This is a genomic window from Cronobacter sp. 153480017-3, assembly GCF_053627815.1.
On record NZ_JBSEYN010000011.1, the window covers coordinates 17,932 to 35,006 of the forward strand.

General features: G+C 54.9%; 18 protein-coding genes. 17 read left to right on the forward strand and 1 reads right to left on the reverse strand.

Annotated features, from left to right (window positions below; translation table 11 throughout):
• The first annotated feature begins 24 nt into the window (after window positions 1–24).
• The 13 genes from rsmG (at window position 25) to ACUW6V_RS18780 (ending at window position 12,626) form a co-directional block, all read left to right on the forward strand.
• Entirely contained in the window at window positions 25–648 is a 624-nt protein-coding gene (gene rsmG / locus ACUW6V_RS18720; RefSeq protein WP_007866275.1) for a 16S rRNA (guanine(527)-N(7))-methyltransferase RsmG, read from the forward strand.
• A gap of 609 nt (window positions 649–1,257) precedes the next feature.
• Window positions 1,258–1,638: a F0F1 ATP synthase subunit I gene (gene atpI / locus ACUW6V_RS18725; RefSeq protein ID WP_007872206.1), complete on the forward strand. Its 381-nt coding sequence runs from the start codon at window positions 1,258–1,260 to the stop codon at window positions 1,636–1,638.
• Window positions 1,639–1,646: 8 nt separating this feature from the next.
• Window positions 1,647–2,465, forward strand: coding sequence for a F0F1 ATP synthase subunit A (atpB, locus tag ACUW6V_RS18730; RefSeq protein ID WP_004386172.1), 819 nt, complete (start codon window positions 1,647–1,649; stop codon window positions 2,463–2,465).
• Window positions 2,466–2,515: 50 nt separating this feature from the next.
• Window positions 2,516–2,755 carry a F0F1 ATP synthase subunit C gene (gene atpE / locus ACUW6V_RS18735; RefSeq protein ID WP_000429386.1) on the forward strand — a complete coding sequence of 80 codons (240 nt, stop codon included), beginning with the start codon at window positions 2,516–2,518 and terminating at the stop codon, window positions 2,753–2,755.
• 64 nt (window positions 2,756–2,819) lie between these two features.
• Window positions 2,820–3,290, forward strand: coding sequence for a F0F1 ATP synthase subunit B (atpF, locus tag ACUW6V_RS18740; RefSeq protein ID WP_004386171.1), 471 nt, complete (start codon window positions 2,820–2,822; stop codon window positions 3,288–3,290).
• A 14-nt stretch (window positions 3,291–3,304) separates the two neighbouring features.
• The gene (gene atpH / locus ACUW6V_RS18745; RefSeq protein ID WP_004386170.1) at window positions 3,305–3,838 is read left to right on the forward strand and encodes a F0F1 ATP synthase subunit delta; all 534 of its coding nucleotides are present in this window, start codon (window positions 3,305–3,307) and stop codon (window positions 3,836–3,838) included.
• A gap of 12 nt (window positions 3,839–3,850) precedes the next feature.
• Window positions 3,851–5,392 (forward strand): F0F1 ATP synthase subunit alpha, encoded by a 1,542-nt coding sequence (atpA, locus tag ACUW6V_RS18750; RefSeq protein WP_004386169.1) that lies wholly within the window; start codon window positions 3,851–3,853, stop codon window positions 5,390–5,392.
• A 50-nt stretch (window positions 5,393–5,442) separates the two neighbouring features.
• A complete protein-coding gene (atpG, locus tag ACUW6V_RS18755; RefSeq protein ID WP_004386168.1) occupies window positions 5,443–6,306 on the forward strand; it encodes a F0F1 ATP synthase subunit gamma in 864 nt (287 codons plus the stop codon).
• Between the two features lie 26 nt (window positions 6,307–6,332).
• Window positions 6,333–7,715 (forward strand): F0F1 ATP synthase subunit beta, encoded by a 1,383-nt coding sequence (atpD, locus tag ACUW6V_RS18760; RefSeq protein ID WP_004386167.1) that lies wholly within the window; start codon window positions 6,333–6,335, stop codon window positions 7,713–7,715.
• Window positions 7,716–7,735: 20 nt separating this feature from the next.
• Window positions 7,736–8,155, forward strand: coding sequence for a F0F1 ATP synthase subunit epsilon (locus ACUW6V_RS18765; RefSeq protein WP_004386166.1), 420 nt, complete (start codon window positions 7,736–7,738; stop codon window positions 8,153–8,155).
• A gap of 342 nt (window positions 8,156–8,497) precedes the next feature.
• Window positions 8,498–9,868: a bifunctional UDP-N-acetylglucosamine diphosphorylase/glucosamine-1-phosphate N-acetyltransferase GlmU gene (gene glmU, locus ACUW6V_RS18770; protein WP_029039516.1), complete on the forward strand. Its 1,371-nt coding sequence runs from the start codon at window positions 8,498–8,500 to the stop codon at window positions 9,866–9,868.
• Window positions 9,869–10,095: 227 nt separating this feature from the next.
• On the forward strand, window positions 10,096–11,925 hold the full coding sequence (glmS, locus tag ACUW6V_RS18775; RefSeq protein WP_032970378.1) for a glutamine--fructose-6-phosphate transaminase (isomerizing): 1,830 nt from the start codon (window positions 10,096–10,098) through the stop codon (window positions 11,923–11,925).
• Window positions 11,926–12,008: 83 nt separating this feature from the next.
• Window positions 12,009–12,626, forward strand: coding sequence for a hypothetical protein (locus ACUW6V_RS18780; protein WP_085045630.1), 618 nt, complete (start codon window positions 12,009–12,011; stop codon window positions 12,624–12,626).
• A gap of 44 nt (window positions 12,627–12,670) precedes the next feature.
• On the opposite strand, the gene ACUW6V_RS18785 is transcribed toward ACUW6V_RS18780, so the two are convergent.
• On the reverse strand, window positions 12,671–12,997 hold the full coding sequence (locus ACUW6V_RS18785) for a hypothetical protein (protein ID WP_004387548.1): 327 nt from the start codon (window positions 12,995–12,997) through the stop codon (window positions 12,671–12,673).
• A 198-nt stretch (window positions 12,998–13,195) separates the two neighbouring features.
• On the opposite strand from ACUW6V_RS18785, the gene pstS reads away from it, so the two are divergent.
• From pstS to pstB, 4 genes are all read left to right on the forward strand, one after another.
• Entirely contained in the window at window positions 13,196–14,236 is a 1,041-nt protein-coding gene (pstS, locus tag ACUW6V_RS18790) for a phosphate ABC transporter substrate-binding protein PstS (RefSeq protein WP_004387547.1), read from the forward strand.
• A 139-nt stretch (window positions 14,237–14,375) separates the two neighbouring features.
• Complete coding sequence (gene pstC / locus ACUW6V_RS18795; protein ID WP_004387546.1) at window positions 14,376–15,335, forward strand: phosphate ABC transporter permease PstC; 960 nt, start codon at window positions 14,376–14,378, stop codon at window positions 15,333–15,335.
• On the forward strand, window positions 15,335–16,225 hold the full coding sequence (pstA, locus tag ACUW6V_RS18800; RefSeq protein WP_007891048.1) for a phosphate ABC transporter permease PstA: 891 nt from the start codon (window positions 15,335–15,337) through the stop codon (window positions 16,223–16,225). Before pstC ends, pstA begins: the two co-directional genes overlap by 1 nt.
• Window positions 16,226–16,275: 50 nt before the next feature.
• The gene (gene pstB / locus ACUW6V_RS18805) at window positions 16,276–17,049 is read left to right on the forward strand and encodes a phosphate ABC transporter ATP-binding protein PstB (RefSeq protein ID WP_004387544.1); all 774 of its coding nucleotides are present in this window, start codon (window positions 16,276–16,278) and stop codon (window positions 17,047–17,049) included.
• Window positions 17,050–17,075: the final 26 nt, after the last annotated feature.

Consider the following 17,075-nt stretch of genomic DNA (forward strand, 5'->3'; position numbering starts at 1 on the left):
CCCTTTTTATATGGAAAAACCGTCGTGCTGAATACACTGACCCGCCTGCTTGATGACGCAGGGATTACGCTGCCCGAACACCAGAAAGCGCAGCTGGTGGCCTATGTCGATATGCTGAACAAGTGGAACAAGGCTTATAACCTCACTTCCGTACGCGACCCGAACGAGATGCTGGTGCGCCATATCATGGACAGCATCGTGGTGGAGCCGCACTTAAAAGGCACCCGTTTTATTGATGTCGGCACAGGTCCTGGCCTGCCGGGTATTCCGCTGGCGATCGTGCGTCCGGACAGCCATTTCACGCTGCTGGACAGTCTCGGCAAGCGCGTGCGTTTTTTGCGTCAGGTGCAACACGAGCTGAAACTCGACAACATCACGCCGGTTCAAAGCCGCGTAGAAGCCTTTCCTGCCGAGCCGCCGTTTGATGGCGTTATCAGCCGCGCATTTGCGTCGCTCTCGGATATGGTGAACTGGTGCCATCATCTGCCGGAAGAAGAAGGGCGTTTTTATGCTCTTAAAGGCCAGCGTCCGGATGATGAAATCAGCGCACTGCCGTCAGGTTTTGCTGTTGAAGAAATCGTCAGACTGTCTGTTCCGCGTCTCGATGGCGAACGCCATTTGGTTATCCTTAAAGCAAACAGAACTTAATATTTATCAAAAAAAGTAGAAATAAGGTGTCGGGATTGCGTCAGCAGAAAAAGAGGTATGGGGCGTGATTACAACATCTTATTTCACTTTTTATTAACTTGTTTGCAGCTTAAGGATAACTAAGCATCATTTGCGCCAAATAGTAAATAGTCACTGATGAAAATATAAGGGCGCTATGCACAGGTGTCTGTATGCTAATAGGGCGTAAATTGTTTCTCATAGATGTCAATGAAAGGTTTTAATCGTGTTTCGGGGTGTTTTAAAAAATTTTGGGTTTAAAGCGTCTTAAATTCAAAAGGTTATAAAACACGCATTCATAAAGGATCTGTCAAAGCTTGAGCAGAAATTGTTTAGAATGTGATCTCGTGCACGCTTTATTCGCAAGGTTTTCGCGCGATTTGCAGTTTTTACATTTGCTTTCAGATTTAAGAGAAACTTGAAAAAAACGCCTCCTGAAAATTATTTAAACATTTATTCACCTTTTGGCTACTTATAGTTTGAAATCACGTGCTCGCCCCGTATAATTTGAGCGCTTTTTGAGGCTTGACTCAGAGCGTCAAAGAACGTTTTATACGACACGCGTCATACCTCGAAGGGAGCAGTGGCAAAATGTCTGCGTCGCTTATGAGTAAAAAAGTGGCCCGCAAGCTCCTGCTCATCCAGTTCATCGCGGTTCTGGCGGCAGGATTGTTGTTTTGCTTCAAAGACCCTTTCTGGGGCTTCTCTGCGTTATGCGGAGGGCTGGCAGTGTGGCTGCCGAATGTGCTGTTTATGAATTTTGCCTGGCGTCATCAGGCGCATACACCCGCTAAAGGCCGCGTGGCCTGGTCTTTCGCCTTCGGCGAAGCGTTCAAGGTGATTGCGACCTTTACCCTGCTGGTGGTGGCGCTGGCGTGTTTGAAGGCGGTTTTCTTGCCGCTGATTGTGACGTGGGTTTCGGTGCTGGTTGTGCAGATACTGGCGCCAGCTGTAATTAACAACAAAGGGTAAGAGGCATCATGTCTGCAGGAGAAATCTCGACGCCGCAGGAGTACATAGGCCACCATCTGAATAACCTTCAGATTGACCTGCGTACCTTCTCGCTGGTGGATCCGCATAACCCCCCGGCCACCTTCTGGACGCTCAACATCGACTCGATGTTTTTCTCGGTGGTGCTGGGCCTGTTATTCCTGGTTCTGTTCCGTAAAGTCGCCAAACACGCGACCAGCGGCGTACCGGGCAAATTCCAGACCGCGGTAGAGCTGGTTATCGGCTTTGTGCATGGTAGCGTACAAGACATGTACCACGGCAAAAGCAAGCTCATTGCGCCGCTGGCCCTGACGATTTTCGTCTGGGTATTCCTGATGAACCTGATGGATTTGCTGCCTATCGACCTGCTGCCGTACATCGGCGAGCACGTATTTGGCTTGCCAGCCCTGCGCGTGGTGCCGTCTGCGGACGTGAACATCACCCTTTCCATGGCGCTTGGTGTATTTATCCTGATTCTTTTCTACAGCATCAAAATGAAAGGCGTTGGCGGCTTTACTAAAGAGCTGACGCTGCAGCCGTTCAATCACCCGGTATTTATTCCGATCAACCTGATTCTGGAAGGTGTGAGCCTGCTGTCCAAACCGGTTTCTCTCGGTCTGCGACTGTTCGGCAACATGTATGCCGGTGAGCTGATTTTCATTCTGATTGCGGGTCTTCTGCCGTGGTGGTCACAATGGTTGTTAAATGTGCCCTGGGCCATTTTCCACATCCTGATCATCACGTTGCAGGCCTTCATTTTCATGGTTCTGACGATTGTCTATCTGTCGATGGCATCTGAAGAGCATTGATTTTTTACTCAACACTACTGCGTTTTAACTGAAACAAACTGGAGACTGTCATGGAAAACCTGAATATGGATCTGCTGTACATGGCTGCCGCTGTGATGATGGGTCTGGCGGCAATCGGTGCTGCGATCGGTATCGGCATCCTCGGGGGCAAATTCCTGGAAGGCGCTGCGCGCCAGCCTGATCTGATTCCTTTGCTGCGTACTCAGTTCTTTATCGTAATGGGTCTGGTGGATGCTATCCCGATGATCGCTGTGGGTCTGGGTCTGTACGTGATGTTCGCCGTCGCGTAGTAAACGAAGTTGTCTGAATTTCCAGACAATATCAGAACATTAACCAGATAAGAGGCATTGTGCTGTGAATCTTAACGCAACAATCCTCGGCCAGGCCATCGCGTTTGTCCTGTTCGTTCTGTTCTGTATGAAGTATGTATGGCCGCCAATTATGGCTGCCATCGAAAAACGTCAGAAAGAAATTGCTGACGGTCTGTCTTCTGCAGAACGCGCTAAAAAGGATCTGGAGCTTGCACAGTCCAACGCGACCGACCAGCTGAAAAAAGCGAAAGCGGAAGCCCAGGTGATTATTGAGCAGGCGAACAAACGCCGTGCTCAGATCCTGGACGAAGCGAAAGCTGAAGCAGAGCAGGAACGTAACAAAATCGTGGCGCAGGCCCAGGCCGAAATCGAAGCCGAGCGTAAACGTGCCCGTGAAGAGCTGCGCAAGCAGGTTGCTATCCTGGCTGTTGCTGGCGCCGAGAAGATCATTGAACGTTCCGTGGATGAAGCTGCTAACAGCGACATCGTGAATAAACTGGTCGCTGAACTGTAAGGAGGGAGGGGCTGATGTCTGAATTTGTAACGGTAGCTCGCCCCTACGCCAAAGCAGCTTTTGACTTTGCCGTCGAACACCAAAGCCTCGACCGCTGGCAGGATATGCTGGCGTTTGCCGCTGAAGTGGCCAAAAACGAACAGATGGCTGAGCTTCTCTCTGGCGCCCTGGCGCCAGAAACGCTCGCTGAGTCGTTTATCGCAATCTGTGGTGACCAGTTAGACGCCAACGGCCAGAACCTGATTCGGGTGATGGCGGAAAACGGCCGTCTGAAGGTACTTCCTGATGTTCTTGAGCAGTTCATTCAGTTACGCGCAGCCCTTGAGGCTACCGTTGAAGTCGAAGTGACTTCCGCCAGCGCACTGAGCGATGAACAGCTTGCGAAAATCAGCGCCGCGATGGAAAAACGTCTGTCACGCAAAGTGAAGCTGAATTGCAAAATTGATAAGTCTGTAATGGCGGGCGTCATCATCCGTTCGGGTGATACGGTCATTGACGGCAGCGTGCGCGGCCGTCTTGAGCGCCTCGCAGACGTCTTGCAGTCTTAAGGGGACTGGAGCATGCAACTGAATTCCACCGAAATCAGCGAACTGATCAAGCAGCGCATTGCTCAGTTCAATGTTGTGAGCGAAGCTCATAACGAAGGTACTATTGTTTCTGTAAGCGACGGTGTTATCCGCATTCACGGCCTGGCCGACTGTATGCAGGGTGAGATGATTTCCCTGCCGGGTAACCGTTACGCTATCGCACTGAACCTGGAGCGCGACTCTGTAGGTGCAGTGGTTATGGGTCCGTACGCTGACCTTGCCGAAGGCATGAAGGTGAAATGTACTGGCCGTATTCTTGAAGTGCCGGTTGGCCGTGGCCTGCTGGGCCGTGTGGTTAACACCCTCGGCGCGCCGATCGATGGTAAAGGTCCGGTTGAACACGATGGCTTCTCGCCAATCGAAGTTATCGCACCGGGCGTAATCGATCGTCAGTCCGTAGACCAGCCTGTACAGACCGGTTATAAGTCCGTTGACGCCATGATCCCAATCGGTCGTGGTCAGCGTGAACTGATCATCGGCGACCGTCAGACCGGTAAAACCGCGATGGCTATCGACGCCATCATCAACCAGCGCGATTCCGGCATCAAATGCGTGTACGTGGCTATCGGCCAGAAAGCGTCCACCATTGCTAACGTGGTTCGTAAACTGGAAGAGCACGGTGCGCTGTCCAACACCATCGTTGTGGTCGCGACCGCTTCTGAATCCGCTGCGCTGCAGTACCTGGCTCCGTATGCCGGTTGCGCGATGGGCGAATACTTCCGTGACCGCGGCGAAGACGCGCTGATCGTTTACGATGACCTGTCTAAACAGGCTGTCGCTTACCGTCAGGTTTCCCTGCTGCTCCGTCGTCCGCCGGGACGTGAAGCATTCCCGGGCGACGTGTTCTACCTCCACTCCCGTCTGCTGGAGCGCGCATCCCGTGTTAACGCGGAATACGTTGAGAACTTCACCAAAGGTGCAGTGAAAGGTAAAACCGGCTCTCTGACCGCACTGCCGATCATCGAAACCCAGGCGGGTGACGTTTCTGCGTTTGTTCCGACCAACGTAATTTCTATTACTGACGGTCAGATCTTCCTGGAAACCAACCTGTTTAACTCCGGTATTCGTCCGGCGGTTAACCCGGGTATCTCCGTATCGCGTGTGGGTGGTGCTGCTCAGACCAAGATCATCAAGAAACTGTCCGGTGGTATCCGTACCGCGCTGGCACAGTATCGTGAACTGGCGGCGTTCTCTCAGTTCGCCTCCGATCTGGACGAAGCAACCCGTAAGCAACTGAGCCACGGCCAGAAAGTAACTGAACTGCTTAAGCAGAAACAGTACGCGCCGATGTCCGTTGCACAGCAGGGCCTGGTCCTGTTCGCGGCGGAGCGCGGTTACCTCGAAGATGTGGAACTGGCGAAAATCGGTAGCTTCGAAGCCGCTCTGCTGGCTTACGCTGACCGTGATCACGCTCCGCTGATGCAAGAGATCAACCAGACCGGTGGCTATAACGATGAGATCGAAGGCAAGCTGAAAAGCCTCCTCGACTCCTTCAAAGCAACCCAGTCCTGGTAACGTCTGGCGGCTTGCTGTAAGGCAAGCCGCAAGGCATTGAGGAGAAGCTCATGGCCGGCGCAAAAGAGATACGTAGTAAGATCGCAAGCGTCCAGAACACGCAAAAGATCACTAAAGCGATGGAGATGGTCGCCGCTTCCAAAATGCGTAAATCGCAGGATCGCATGGCGGCCAGCCGTCCTTATGCAGATACCATGCGCAAAGTGATTGGTCACCTTGCTACCGGTAATCTGGAATACAAACACCCTTACCTGGAAGAACGCGACGTTAAGCGCGTGGGCTACCTGGTGGTGTCGACTGACCGTGGTCTGTGCGGCGGCTTGAACATCAACCTGTTCAAGAAACTGCTGGCGGATATGAAAGCATGGTCCGATAAAGGCGTTCAGTGCGATATCGCAATGATCGGCTCTAAAGGCGTTTCTTTCTTCAATTCAGTGGGCGGCAACATTGTGGCGCAGGTCACCGGCATGGGGGATAACCCTTCCCTGTCCGATCTGATTGGCCCGGTTAAAGTGATGTTGCAGGCTTATGATGAAGGCCGTCTGGACAAGCTTTACGTTGTCAGCAACAAATTTATTAACACCATGTCTCAGGCTCCGACCATCACTCAGCTGCTGCCGCTGCCGGCATCAGAAGACGATGAGTTGAAGCACAAATCCTGGGATTACCTGTACGAACCCGATCCGAAGGCGCTGCTGGATACCCTGCTGCGTCGTTATGTCGAATCGCAGGTTTATCAGGGTGTGGTTGAAAACCTGGCCAGCGAGCAGGCCGCACGAATGGTGGCGATGAAAGCCGCAACCGATAATGGCGGCAGCCTGATTAAAGAGCTGCAGTTGGTGTACAACAAAGCTCGTCAGGCCAGCATTACTCAGGAACTCACCGAGATCGTCTCGGGGGCCGCCGCGGTTTAACCAGGTTATTTCGTAGAGGATTCAAGATGGCTACTGGAAAGATTGTCCAGGTAATCGGCGCCGTGGTGGACGTCGAGTTCCCTCAGGATGCTGTACCGAAAGTGTACGACGCCCTTGAGGTAACGAATGGTAATGAGCGTCTGGTGCTGGAAGTCCAGCAGCAGCTCGGCGGCGGTATCGTACGTACCATCGCGATGGGCTCTTCCGACGGTCTGCGTCGCGGTCTGCCTGTTGCAGACCTTGAGCACCCGATCGAAGTGCCGGTAGGTAAAGCGACGCTGGGTCGTATCATGAACGTCCTGGGTCAGCCTATCGACATGAAAGGCGACATCGGCGAAGAAGAGCGTTGGGCGATTCACCGCGCGGCGCCGTCCTATGAAGAGCTGTCCAGCTCTCAGGAACTGCTGGAAACCGGCATCAAAGTTATCGACCTGATGTGTCCGTTCGCGAAGGGCGGTAAAGTCGGTCTGTTCGGTGGTGCAGGTGTAGGTAAAACCGTAAACATGATGGAGCTTATTCGTAACATCGCGATTGAGCACTCCGGTTACTCCGTGTTTGCGGGCGTGGGCGAACGTACCCGTGAAGGTAACGACTTCTACCACGAAATGACCGACTCCAACGTACTGGATAAAGTATCCCTGGTGTACGGCCAGATGAACGAGCCGCCGGGAAACCGTCTGCGCGTTGCGCTGACCGGCCTGACCATGGCTGAGAAATTCCGTGACGAAGGTCGTGACGTTCTGCTGTTCGTCGACAACATCTACCGTTACACCCTGGCCGGTACTGAAGTATCCGCACTGCTGGGCCGTATGCCTTCAGCGGTAGGTTACCAGCCGACCCTGGCGGAAGAGATGGGCGTTCTGCAGGAGCGTATCACCTCCACCAAAACCGGTTCTATCACCTCCGTACAGGCGGTATACGTACCGGCGGATGACTTGACTGACCCGTCACCAGCCACCACCTTTGCGCACCTTGACGCAACCGTGGTACTGAGCCGTCAGATTGCTTCTCTGGGTATCTACCCGGCCGTTGACCCGCTGGATTCCACCAGCCGTCAGCTGGACCCGCTGGTAGTAGGCCAGGAGCACTACGACACCGCTCGCGGCGTGCAGTCCATCCTGCAGCGTTACCAGGAACTGAAAGACATCATCGCCATCCTCGGTATGGACGAGCTGTCTGAAGAAGACAAACTGGTTGTTGCTCGTGCTCGTAAAATTCAGCGTTTCCTGTCACAGCCGTTCTTCGTGGCAGAAGTGTTTACCGGCGCGCCGGGCAAATACGTATCGCTGAAAGACACCATCCGTGGCTTTAAAGGCATCATGGAAGGTGAATACGATCATCTGCCGGAGCAGGCGTTCTACATGGTTGGCTCCATTGATGAAGCCGTGGAAAAAGCCAAAAAACTTTAACGCCTTAATCGGAGGGTGACATGGCAATGACTTACCACCTGGATGTCGTCAGCGCAGAGAAACAGATGTTCTCTGGTCTGGTCGAGAAAATCCAGGTTACGGGTAGCGAAGGTGAACTGGGTATTTACCCGGGCCACGCGCCGCTGCTCACCGCCATTAAGCCTGGTATGATCCGCATCGTGAAACAGCACGGCCACGAAGAGTATATCTATCTCTCCGGCGGCGTGCTGGAAGTGCAGCCGGGCAACGTAACCGTGCTGGCTGACACCGCGATTCGCGGCCAGGATCTCGACGAAGCGCGAGCCCTGGAAGCGAAGCGTAAAGCGGAAGACCATATCCGTAGCTCCCACGGTGACGTGGACTACGCTCAGGCTTCTGCTGAGCTGGCCAAGGCGATCGCCAAACTGCGCGTTATCGAGTTGACCAAAAAAGCGATGTAACACCGGCTTGAAAGTTAAAAAGCCAGCCAGGGCGACCCGGCTGGCTTTTTTTATGTCTGCGTTATACGCAAGGACGTATGTTTGCTGGATTTTAGTCGGCATTTACTGCGCTTTATTCCAGCCGCAAAAAAACGGCATCCCATTGTTTTTATGAATGATAAGACGCCAGAAAGCGTTTACTCTCTCTTTTTACGCCTTCCGGCATGCATTACGCGGCTGTATAACGTGGTAAAACAGGCTTAAAGCGGCGATTTGCCAGCAGCCCGTTTTATGCTGAAAAATATGTAGAATTTCGGGCGCTAAATCGCTTTACTTCATTCACTTTCATAAGACAGGACGACTATGTCTAGCCATGCTATGAGCGTTGTGATCCTTGCCGCTGGCAAAGGCACGCGCATGTACTCCGATCTTCCAAAAGTGCTGCACACTCTGGCCGGGAAGCCGATGGTGCAACACGTGATTGACGCCGCGAAGCATGTCGGCGCGCAGCACATTCACCTGGTTTACGGTCACGGCGGCGATCTGCTGCAAAGCACCCTTAAAGACGCCTCGCTGAACTGGGTATTGCAGGCCGAGCAGCTCGGCACCGGCCATGCAATGCAGCAGGCGGCGCCGTTCTTTAGCGACGACGAAGATGTGCTGATGCTCTACGGCGACGTACCGCTGATCTCCGTTGACACCCTGCAACAGCTCTGCGCGGCGAAGCCGCAGGGCGGTATTGGGCTGTTAACCGTGAAGCTCGACGATCCGACCGGTTATGGCCGCATTACCCGTGAGAACGGAAAAGTCTCCGGGATCGTTGAGCATAAAGATGCCAGCGATGAGCAGCGCCAGATTAACGAAATCAACACCGGCATCCTCGTCGCCAACGGCGCGGATCTGAAACGCTGGCTGGCGAAGCTCGATAACAACAATGCGCAGGGTGAATACTACATTACCGATATCATCGCGATGGCCTGGAACGAAGGCCGCGAGATTGCCGCCGTGCATCCGCAGCGGTTAAGCGAAGTGGAAGGCGTGAACAACCGCCTGCAACTGGCGCGTCTTGAGCGCGTTTACCAGGCCGAGCAGGCAGAAAAACTGCTGCTGGCGGGCGTGATGTTACGTGACCCGGCGCGTTTTGATCTGCGCGGCACGCTGCAACACGGGCGCGATGTCGAAATTGACGCTAACGTGATTATTGAAGGCGACGTAGTGCTGGGCAATCGCGTGAAAATCGGCGCGGGCTGCGTGATTAAAAACAGCGTCATCGGCGACGACTGCGAAATCAGCCCTTACAGCGTGGTGGAAGACGCCCGTCTGGATACCGCCTGCACCATCGGGCCGTTCGCGCGTCTGCGTCCGGGCGCGGAGCTTCTCGAAGGCGCGCATGTCGGCAACTTTGTCGAGATGAAAAAAGCGCGTCTGGGTAAAGGCTCGAAAGCGGGTCACCTGACCTACCTCGGCGACGCGGAAATCGGCGATAACGTTAACATCGGCGCGGGCACCATCACCTGTAACTATGATGGCGCGAACAAGCACAAAACCATCATTGGCGATGATGTGTTTGTCGGCTCCGATACCCAGCTGGTGGCACCGGTGACGGTGGCGAAAGGCGCGACCATCGCCGCAGGCACCACCGTGACGCGCAATATCGCGGAAAACGAGCTGGTGCTCACCCGCGTGCCGCAGGTACACAAACAGGGCTGGCGTCGCCCGGTGAAGAAAAAATAAGTTATGTTCATGGCGGGCGCGCTGTATCTGCCCGCCATACGGTTTTGCCGGTCGCAGAGCAGTCATGCCCTGCGGCAGGCACGGGATGAAGGGATAACATAATCTTCCGCCCACAGGCAGTTCCAAAACAATAACCCCACTCTCTACAAGGCTCGGGGAGCCCGGAAAACGGGCAAATACAGGTCGGCGACAACGCATGGCGAAATGCCATTGTCAGGAAATTAATTATGTGTGGAATTGTTGGCGCTGTAGCGCAACGTGATATTGCTGAAATCCTTCTCGAAGGTTTGCGTCGTCTGGAGTACCGCGGCTATGACTCCGCCGGTCTCGCGGTGGTGGATAACGCGGGGCATATGACCCGTCTGCGTCGTCTGGGCAAAGTACAGATGCTGGTTCAGGCGGCGGAAGAACATCCGCTGCATGGCGGCACGGGTATCGCGCACACCCGCTGGGCGACCCACGGCGAACCGTCAGAAGGCAACGCGCACCCGCATGTCTCCGGGCATATTGTGGTGGTGCATAACGGCATTATCGAAAACCACGAACCGCTGCGCGAACTGCTGAAAACGCGCGGCTACGAATTCGTCACCGAAACCGACACCGAAGTGATCGCGCACCTGGTGCACTGGGAGCTGGAGCAGGGCGGTACGCTGCGTGAGGCGGTGCTGCGCGCCATTCCTCAGTTGCGCGGCGCTTACGGCACCGTCATTATGGATAACCGCGATCCGAGCGTTCTGCTGGCGGCCCGTTCCGGCAGCCCGCTGGTGATTGGCCTCGGTGTGGGCGAAAACTTCATCGCCTCCGATCAGCTGGCGCTGCTGCCGGTAACCCGCCGCTTTATCTTCCTCGAAGAGGGCGATATCGCCGAAGTGACCCGCCGCTCCGTCGCGATTTTCAACACCCAGGGCGAAAGCGTCTCCCGCCCGGAAATCGAATCTAACGTGCAGTATGACGCCGGTGATAAAGGCATCTACCGCCACTACATGCAAAAAGAGATCTACGAGCAGCCGAACGCGATTAAAAATACGCTGGCCGGGCGCATCAGCCACGGCGAGGTGGATTTAAGCGAGCTGGGTCCGAACGCCGACGAACTGCTCTCTAAAGTTGAGCATATTCAGATTGTCGCGTGTGGCACCTCGTACAACTCCGGTATGGTTTCTCGCTACTGGTTTGAAGCGCTGGCAGGCGTGCCGTGCGATGTCGAAATCGCCTCGGAATTCCGCTATCGCAAATCTGCCGTGCGCCGCAACAGCCTGATGATCACGCTGTCGCAGTCCGGTGAAACCGCAGACACCCTCGCGGCGCTGCGTCTGTCCAAAGAGCTCGGTTATCTCGGTTCGCTGGCCATCTGTAACGTTCCGGGCTCATCGCTGGTGCGTGAATCGTCGCTGGCGCTGATGACCAAAGCCGGCACGGAAATTGGCGTGGCGTCCACCAAAGCGTTCACCACCCAGTTAACCGTTCTGCTGATGCTGGTGGCGAAACTGGGCCGTCTGAAAGGCGTGGATGCCGCCGTTGAGCACGATATCGTTCACGGCCTGCAGGCGCTGCCGAGCCGTATCGAGCAGATGCTCTCTCAGGACAAACGCATCGAGGCGCTGGCGGAAGATTTCTCCGACAAGCACCACGCGCTGTTCCTGGGCCGTGGCGATCAGTACCCGATCGCGCTGGAAGGCGCGCTGAAGCTCAAAGAGATCTCCTACATTCACGCCGAAGCCTATGCGGCAGGCGAGCTCAAGCACGGCCCGCTGGCCCTGATTGACGCCGATATGCCGGTTATCGTGGTGGCACCGAATAACGAACTGCTGGAAAAACTGAAGTCCAACATCGAAGAAGTTCGCGCCCGTGGCGGCGTGCTGTATGTCTTCGCCGATCAGGATGCGGGTTTTAGCAGCAGCGACAACATGAACATCATCCCGATGCCGCATGTTGAAGAAGTTATCGCGCCGATCTTCTACACGGTTCCGCTGCAACTGCTGGCCTATCATGTCGCGCTGATTAAAGGCACCGACGTTGACCAGCCGCGTAACCTGGCGAAATCCGTTACGGTGGAATAACGCGCTCTCGCGCGTGTTATGCTCTGAAGAGGTTGCCGGAAGGCAGCCTCTTTTTTTTCACAACGTCATGAAACGGATAGGTTATGTCGTTTATGCAGCGCCTCGCTGACACACGGTTTTATCAGCTCCTCACTTACAGCGCAGAGGTGGATGACGATATCGCCCACCGCAGGCTGCATAAGCTCAAACTTAAAATGGCCGAGCGCCACGATCTGCCCGATGTCCGCATCATCGGCTCGCGCCGTTTCTGGCGAGTGCCGGTGGGGTGCGTCTATGCCATGGCATTGAGTGCCGTCCTCAATCTCGCCGCGCTGCGGCCCGCTTTTTCTGTGTTGTGGATACTCTCAGGCGCTATCTGGCTGGTATTGCTGATATTCGTGATGTTGATGATAGAAAAAGGGCGGCACCGCGATTTGCAGCTGTTTCTCTTCAGCGCGTTTTTTCATGCGGCGTTAAGCCTGGCGACGCTAATTACCGGCCTGATAATGTGGCCGTTTTCCGGTGTGTTCTGGCTCTGCTGGAGTGCGGGCGCGCTGCTGGTGTGGGCAGCATGGCGAATGATGAACAGTGAGGAGATGTTCAGGCTGGGCCGCTGGTGTCTTGCGAACAAAATGCGACGCGCTCATACCAAAGCCCTTCAGCGCCCTTCGGAAAAACGCGCCTTAAAACGGGCAAAACATCGTAATGAGCCTGACCGATAAAAGGAGTAAGCTCCCTGCCTGTCGCTATACAGGGAGCCCACCGCTTATTTAATCTTGCGTTTTAAATCATCCAGTTCACGGGACAGCTTGTCATTTTCCTGCTCCAGCGCCCGCAGGCGATTTTCCAGATCGCTATCTTTTCTGTCGTCCGAATAGCGGTTTTGCTCTTTGCGCTTATACGCCTCGACGGCCTTTTCCACATCCGAGATATCGACGTTAGACGGTGCCACGACGCCATCGCTGGTAAATATCGTCACCGGCGCGCCGTGAATACGGGTGCTGTGGTCATCCAGTTGAACCGGCGCGGCATAACTTATTGATGAAAAAGTAAGTAATGACGCAGCGGAGAAAAGTGACATTTTTTTTATCATTACGGCTATCCTTATAAATGACGGGCGGGTTGCGGAATTATAAAAGCATTATTATTCAGAAAGTTAAGTAAGACATTTCTGCATCTTTTTCATTGTCATAAAACTGTCATAATTCGTACATTTATCTGTCACCAAACTGTCCTACTTTGCTCACCGTAGCCACGAAACAATAAATTACGAACACCAGCAGGAGACATTATGAAAGTTATGCGTACCACCGTCGCAACTGTTGTCGCCGCGACCTTATCTCTGAGCGCTTTTTCCGCTTTCGCGGCAGCAAGTCTGACTGGCGCGGGCGCAACGTTCCCGGCGCCGGTGTATGCCAAATGGGCGGATACCTACCAGAAAGAAACGGGTAACAAGGTAAACTACCAGGGTATCGGCTCCTCCGGTGGCGTTAAACAAATCATTGCTAACACAGTTGATTTTGGTGCTTCTGACGCGCCGCTTTCTGACGAAAAATTACAGCAAGAAGGGCTTTTCCAGTTCCCGACCGTGATCGGTGGCGTGGTGCTGGCGGTTAACCTGCCGGGCTTCAAGTCTGGCGAACTGGTGCTGGATGGCAAAACCCTGGGCGACATCTACCTTGGCAAAATCAAGAAGTGGGATGACGAGGCTATCGCCAAACTGAACCCGGGCAAAAAACTGCCTTCTCAGAATATCGCCGTGGTGCGCCGCGCTGACGGTTCCGGTACGTCTTTCGTCTTCACCAGCTATCTCGCGAAAGTGAACGACGAGTGGAAATCCAAAATCGGCTCTGGCTCTACCGTTAACTGGCCGACCGGTCTTGGCGGTAAAGGTAACGACGGTATCGCCGCGTTCGTACAGCGTCTGCCGGGCTCTATCGGCTATGTGGAATACGCCTACGCCAAGCAGAATAACCTGACCTACACCAAACTGGTTTCTGCTGACGGCAAACCGGTCGCACCGACCGAAGAGAGCTTCGCCAACGCCGCCAAAGGTGCTGACTGGAGCAAATCCTTCGCGCAGGACCTGACCAACCAGAAAGGCGATGACGCGTGGCCAATCACCTCCACCACCTTCATTCTGGTTCACAAAGAGCAGAAGAAACCTGAGCAGGGCGCCGAAGTGCTGAAGTTCTTCGACTGGGCCTACAAGTCAGGCGCGAAACAGGCTAACGACCTGGATTACGCCTCTCTGCCGGACAGCGTGGTCGAGCAGGTTCGCGCTGCATGGAAGACCAACGTGAAAGATAGCAGCGGCAAAGCGCTGTATTGATCGAGATTTACCGATGATGGCGGATGGCGCTTCGCTTATCCGCCCTACAAAAATCCGGTAACATGCTGTTTTTTGTAGGCCCGGTACGCATCACGCTGCCGGGCATCATTCAAAACAGAGTTTAACTGAAGAGTGAAATATGGCTGCCACCAAGCCTGTATTTAACCCCCCCGGTAAAAAGGGCGATATGATCTTCAGCGCGCTGGTTCGTCTGGCTGCGCTGATTGTGCTATTGCTGCTGGGCGGCATTATCGTCTCCCTTATCTTCTCCTCCTGGCCAAGCATCCAGAAATTTGGTTTTTCTTTCCTCTGGACCAAAGAGTGGGACGCCCCTAACGATATCTACGGCGGGCTGGTGCCGATTTACGGCACGCTGGTGACCTCGTTTATCGCGCTGCTGATAGCGGTTCCCGTGAGCTTCGGCATTGCGCTGTTCCTGACGGAGCTGGCGCCTGGCTGGCTGAAACGCCCGCTGGGTATCGCCATTGAACTGCTGGCGGCTATCCCGAGTATCGTGTACGGCATGTGGGGGCTGTTTATCTTCGCCCCGCTGTTCGCGACCTATTTCCAGGAGCCGGTCGGCAACGTCCTTTCTGCGATCCCGTTTATCGGCGCGCTCTTTTCAGGCCCGGCGTTCGGTATCGGCATCCTGGCGGCGGGCGTCATTCTCGCCATCATGATCATTCCATACATCGCCGCGGTTATGCGTGATGTATTCGAACAGACCCCGGTGATGATGAAAGAGTCGGCTTACGGCATCGGCTGCACCACCTGGGAAGTTATCTGGCGCATCGTCCTGCCGTTCACCAAAAACGGGGTGATTGGCGGCGTTATGCTCGGTCTTGGCCGCGCGCTCGGCGAAACCATGGCGGTGACCTTTATCATCGGTAACACCTACCAGCTCGACAGCCCGTCGCTCTACATGCCGGGCAACAGCATCACTTCGGCGCTGGCTAATGAATTCGCCGAGGCGGAATCCGGGCTGCACGTGGCGGCGCTGATGGAGCTGGGCCTGATCCTCTTTGTGATCACCTTTATCGTGCTGGCCATCTCCAGGCTGATGATCATGCGTCTGGCGAAAAACGAGGGGGCACGCTAATGGCGACGATGGAACTACAAAACACCACGGAGCTTGCGGAATCCCGCCGCAAAATGCAGGCGAAGCGCCGCATGAAAAACCGCATCGCCCTCACGCTCTCTATGGCGACGATGGCGTTCGGCCTGTTCTGGCTTATCTGGATCTTAATTTCCACGGTATCGCGCGGGTTTGACGGCATGTCGCTGGCGCTCTTTACCGAGATGACACCGCCGCCGAACACCGCCGGTGGCGGCCTTGCGAACGCGCTCGCAGGCAGCGGGCTGCTGATCCTGTGGGCGACGGTTATTGGTACGCCGCTTGGCATCATGGCGGGTATCTATCTCGCGGAATATGGCCGCAAGTCGTTTCTCGCGGAAATCATCCGCTTTATTAACGACATTCTGCTTTCTGCGCCGTCTATCGTCGTCGGGCTGTTCGTCTACACCATCGTGGTGGCGCAGATGGAACACTTCTCCGGCTGGGCGGGCGTGATTGCGCTGGCGCTGTTGCAGGTGCCGATTGTTATCCGCACCACCGAGAACATGCTCAAGCTGGTGCCGGACAGCCTGCGTGAAGCTGCCTACGCGCTCGGCACGCCGAAATGGAAGATGATCTCCGCCATTACGCTTAAAGCTTCTGTGTCGGGCATCCTGACCGGCGTGCTGCTGGCGGTCGCGCGCATCGCGGGCGAAACCGCGCCGCTGCTCTTTACCGCGCTCTCCAACCAGTTCTGGAGCACGGACATGATGCAGCCTATCGCCAACCTGCCGGTGACGATTTTCAAATTCGCCATGAGCCCGTTTGCCGAATGGCAACAGCTGGCCTGGGCAGGCGTGCTGATTATCACCCTTTGCGTACTGCTGCTGAACATCCTGGCGCGCGTGCTGTTCGCCAAACGTAAACACGGTTAATTTTTTGACGGCGTGGCATTTTGCGACGCCGGATAAGGAAAACGATTGAGATGAGTATGGTTAATAAGGCCCCGGGCAAGATTCAGGTTCGCGATTTGAACTTTTACTACGGGAAATTCCATGCCCTGAAAAACATCAGCCTGGATATCGCCAAAAACGAAGTGACCGCGTTTATCGGCCCGTCTGGCTGCGGTAAATCCACGCTGCTGCGTACCTTCAACAAAATGTTTGAGCTCTACCCGGAGCAGCGCGCGGAAGGCGAAATCCTGCTGGATGGCGAAAACATTCTGAACCACTCCCAGGATATCGCGCTGCTGCGCGCGAAAGTGGGCATGGTGTTCCAGAAGCCGACGCCGTTCCCGATGTCGATTTACGACAACATCGCGTTTGGCGTGCGTCTGTTTGAGAAACTCTCCCGCGCCGATATGGACGAGCGCGTGCAGTGGGCGTTGACCAAAGCCGCATTATGGAACGAAACCAAGGATAAACTGCACCAGAGCGGGTACTCTCTCTCCGGTGGTCAGCAGCAGCGTCTGTGTATCGCCCGCGGCATCGCTATCCGCCCGGAAGTATTACTGCTGGACGAACCGTGTTCGGCGCTGGATCCGATCTCCACGGGCCGTATCGAAGAGCTCATTACCGAGCTTAAGCAGGATTACACCGTCGTTATCGTGACGCACAACATGCAGCAGGCGGCGCGCTGTTCCGATCACACGGCGTTTATGTACCTTGGCGAGCTGATCGAGTACAGCAACACCGACGATCTCTTCACCAAGCCGAAAATGAAACAGACCGAAGACTATATTACTGGTCGCTACGGTTGATATGCCCGGATTTCTCATGTGGGCCG

Excerpts from the sequence above, each read along its gene's own strand:
- atpH (WP_004386170.1), top strand. The coding sequence starts at position 3,305 with ATGTCTGAATTTGTAACGGTAGCTCGCCCCTACGCCAAAGCAGCTTTT.
- glmU (WP_029039516.1), top strand. The coding sequence starts at position 8,498 with ATGTCTAGCCATGCTATGAGCGTTGTGATCCTTGCCGCTGGCAAAGGC.
- ACUW6V_RS18780 (WP_085045630.1), top strand. The coding sequence starts at position 12,009 with ATGTCGTTTATGCAGCGCCTCGCTGACACACGGTTTTATCAGCTCCTC.
- pstS (WP_004387547.1), top strand. The coding sequence starts at position 13,196 with ATGAAAGTTATGCGTACCACCGTCGCAACTGTTGTCGCCGCGACCTTA.
- atpB (WP_004386172.1), top strand. The coding sequence starts at position 1,647 with ATGTCTGCAGGAGAAATCTCGACGCCGCAGGAGTACATAGGCCACCAT.
- pstC (WP_004387546.1), top strand. The coding sequence starts at position 14,376 with ATGGCTGCCACCAAGCCTGTATTTAACCCCCCCGGTAAAAAGGGCGAT.
- glmS (WP_032970378.1), top strand. The coding sequence starts at position 10,096 with ATGTGTGGAATTGTTGGCGCTGTAGCGCAACGTGATATTGCTGAAATC.
- pstB (WP_004387544.1), top strand. The coding sequence starts at position 16,276 with ATGAGTATGGTTAATAAGGCCCCGGGCAAGATTCAGGTTCGCGATTTG.
- ACUW6V_RS18785 (WP_004387548.1), bottom strand. The coding sequence starts at position 12,997 with ATGATAAAAAAAATGTCACTTTTCTCCGCTGCGTCATTACTTACTTTT.
- atpA (WP_004386169.1), top strand. The coding sequence starts at position 3,851 with ATGCAACTGAATTCCACCGAAATCAGCGAACTGATCAAGCAGCGCATT.
- atpG (WP_004386168.1), top strand. The coding sequence starts at position 5,443 with ATGGCCGGCGCAAAAGAGATACGTAGTAAGATCGCAAGCGTCCAGAAC.
- atpE (WP_000429386.1), top strand. The coding sequence starts at position 2,516 with ATGGAAAACCTGAATATGGATCTGCTGTACATGGCTGCCGCTGTGATG.
- pstA (WP_007891048.1), top strand. The coding sequence starts at position 15,335 with ATGGCGACGATGGAACTACAAAACACCACGGAGCTTGCGGAATCCCGC.
- ACUW6V_RS18765 (WP_004386166.1), top strand. The coding sequence starts at position 7,736 with ATGGCAATGACTTACCACCTGGATGTCGTCAGCGCAGAGAAACAGATG.
- atpD (WP_004386167.1), top strand. The coding sequence starts at position 6,333 with ATGGCTACTGGAAAGATTGTCCAGGTAATCGGCGCCGTGGTGGACGTC.
- atpI (WP_007872206.1), top strand. The coding sequence starts at position 1,258 with ATGTCTGCGTCGCTTATGAGTAAAAAAGTGGCCCGCAAGCTCCTGCTC.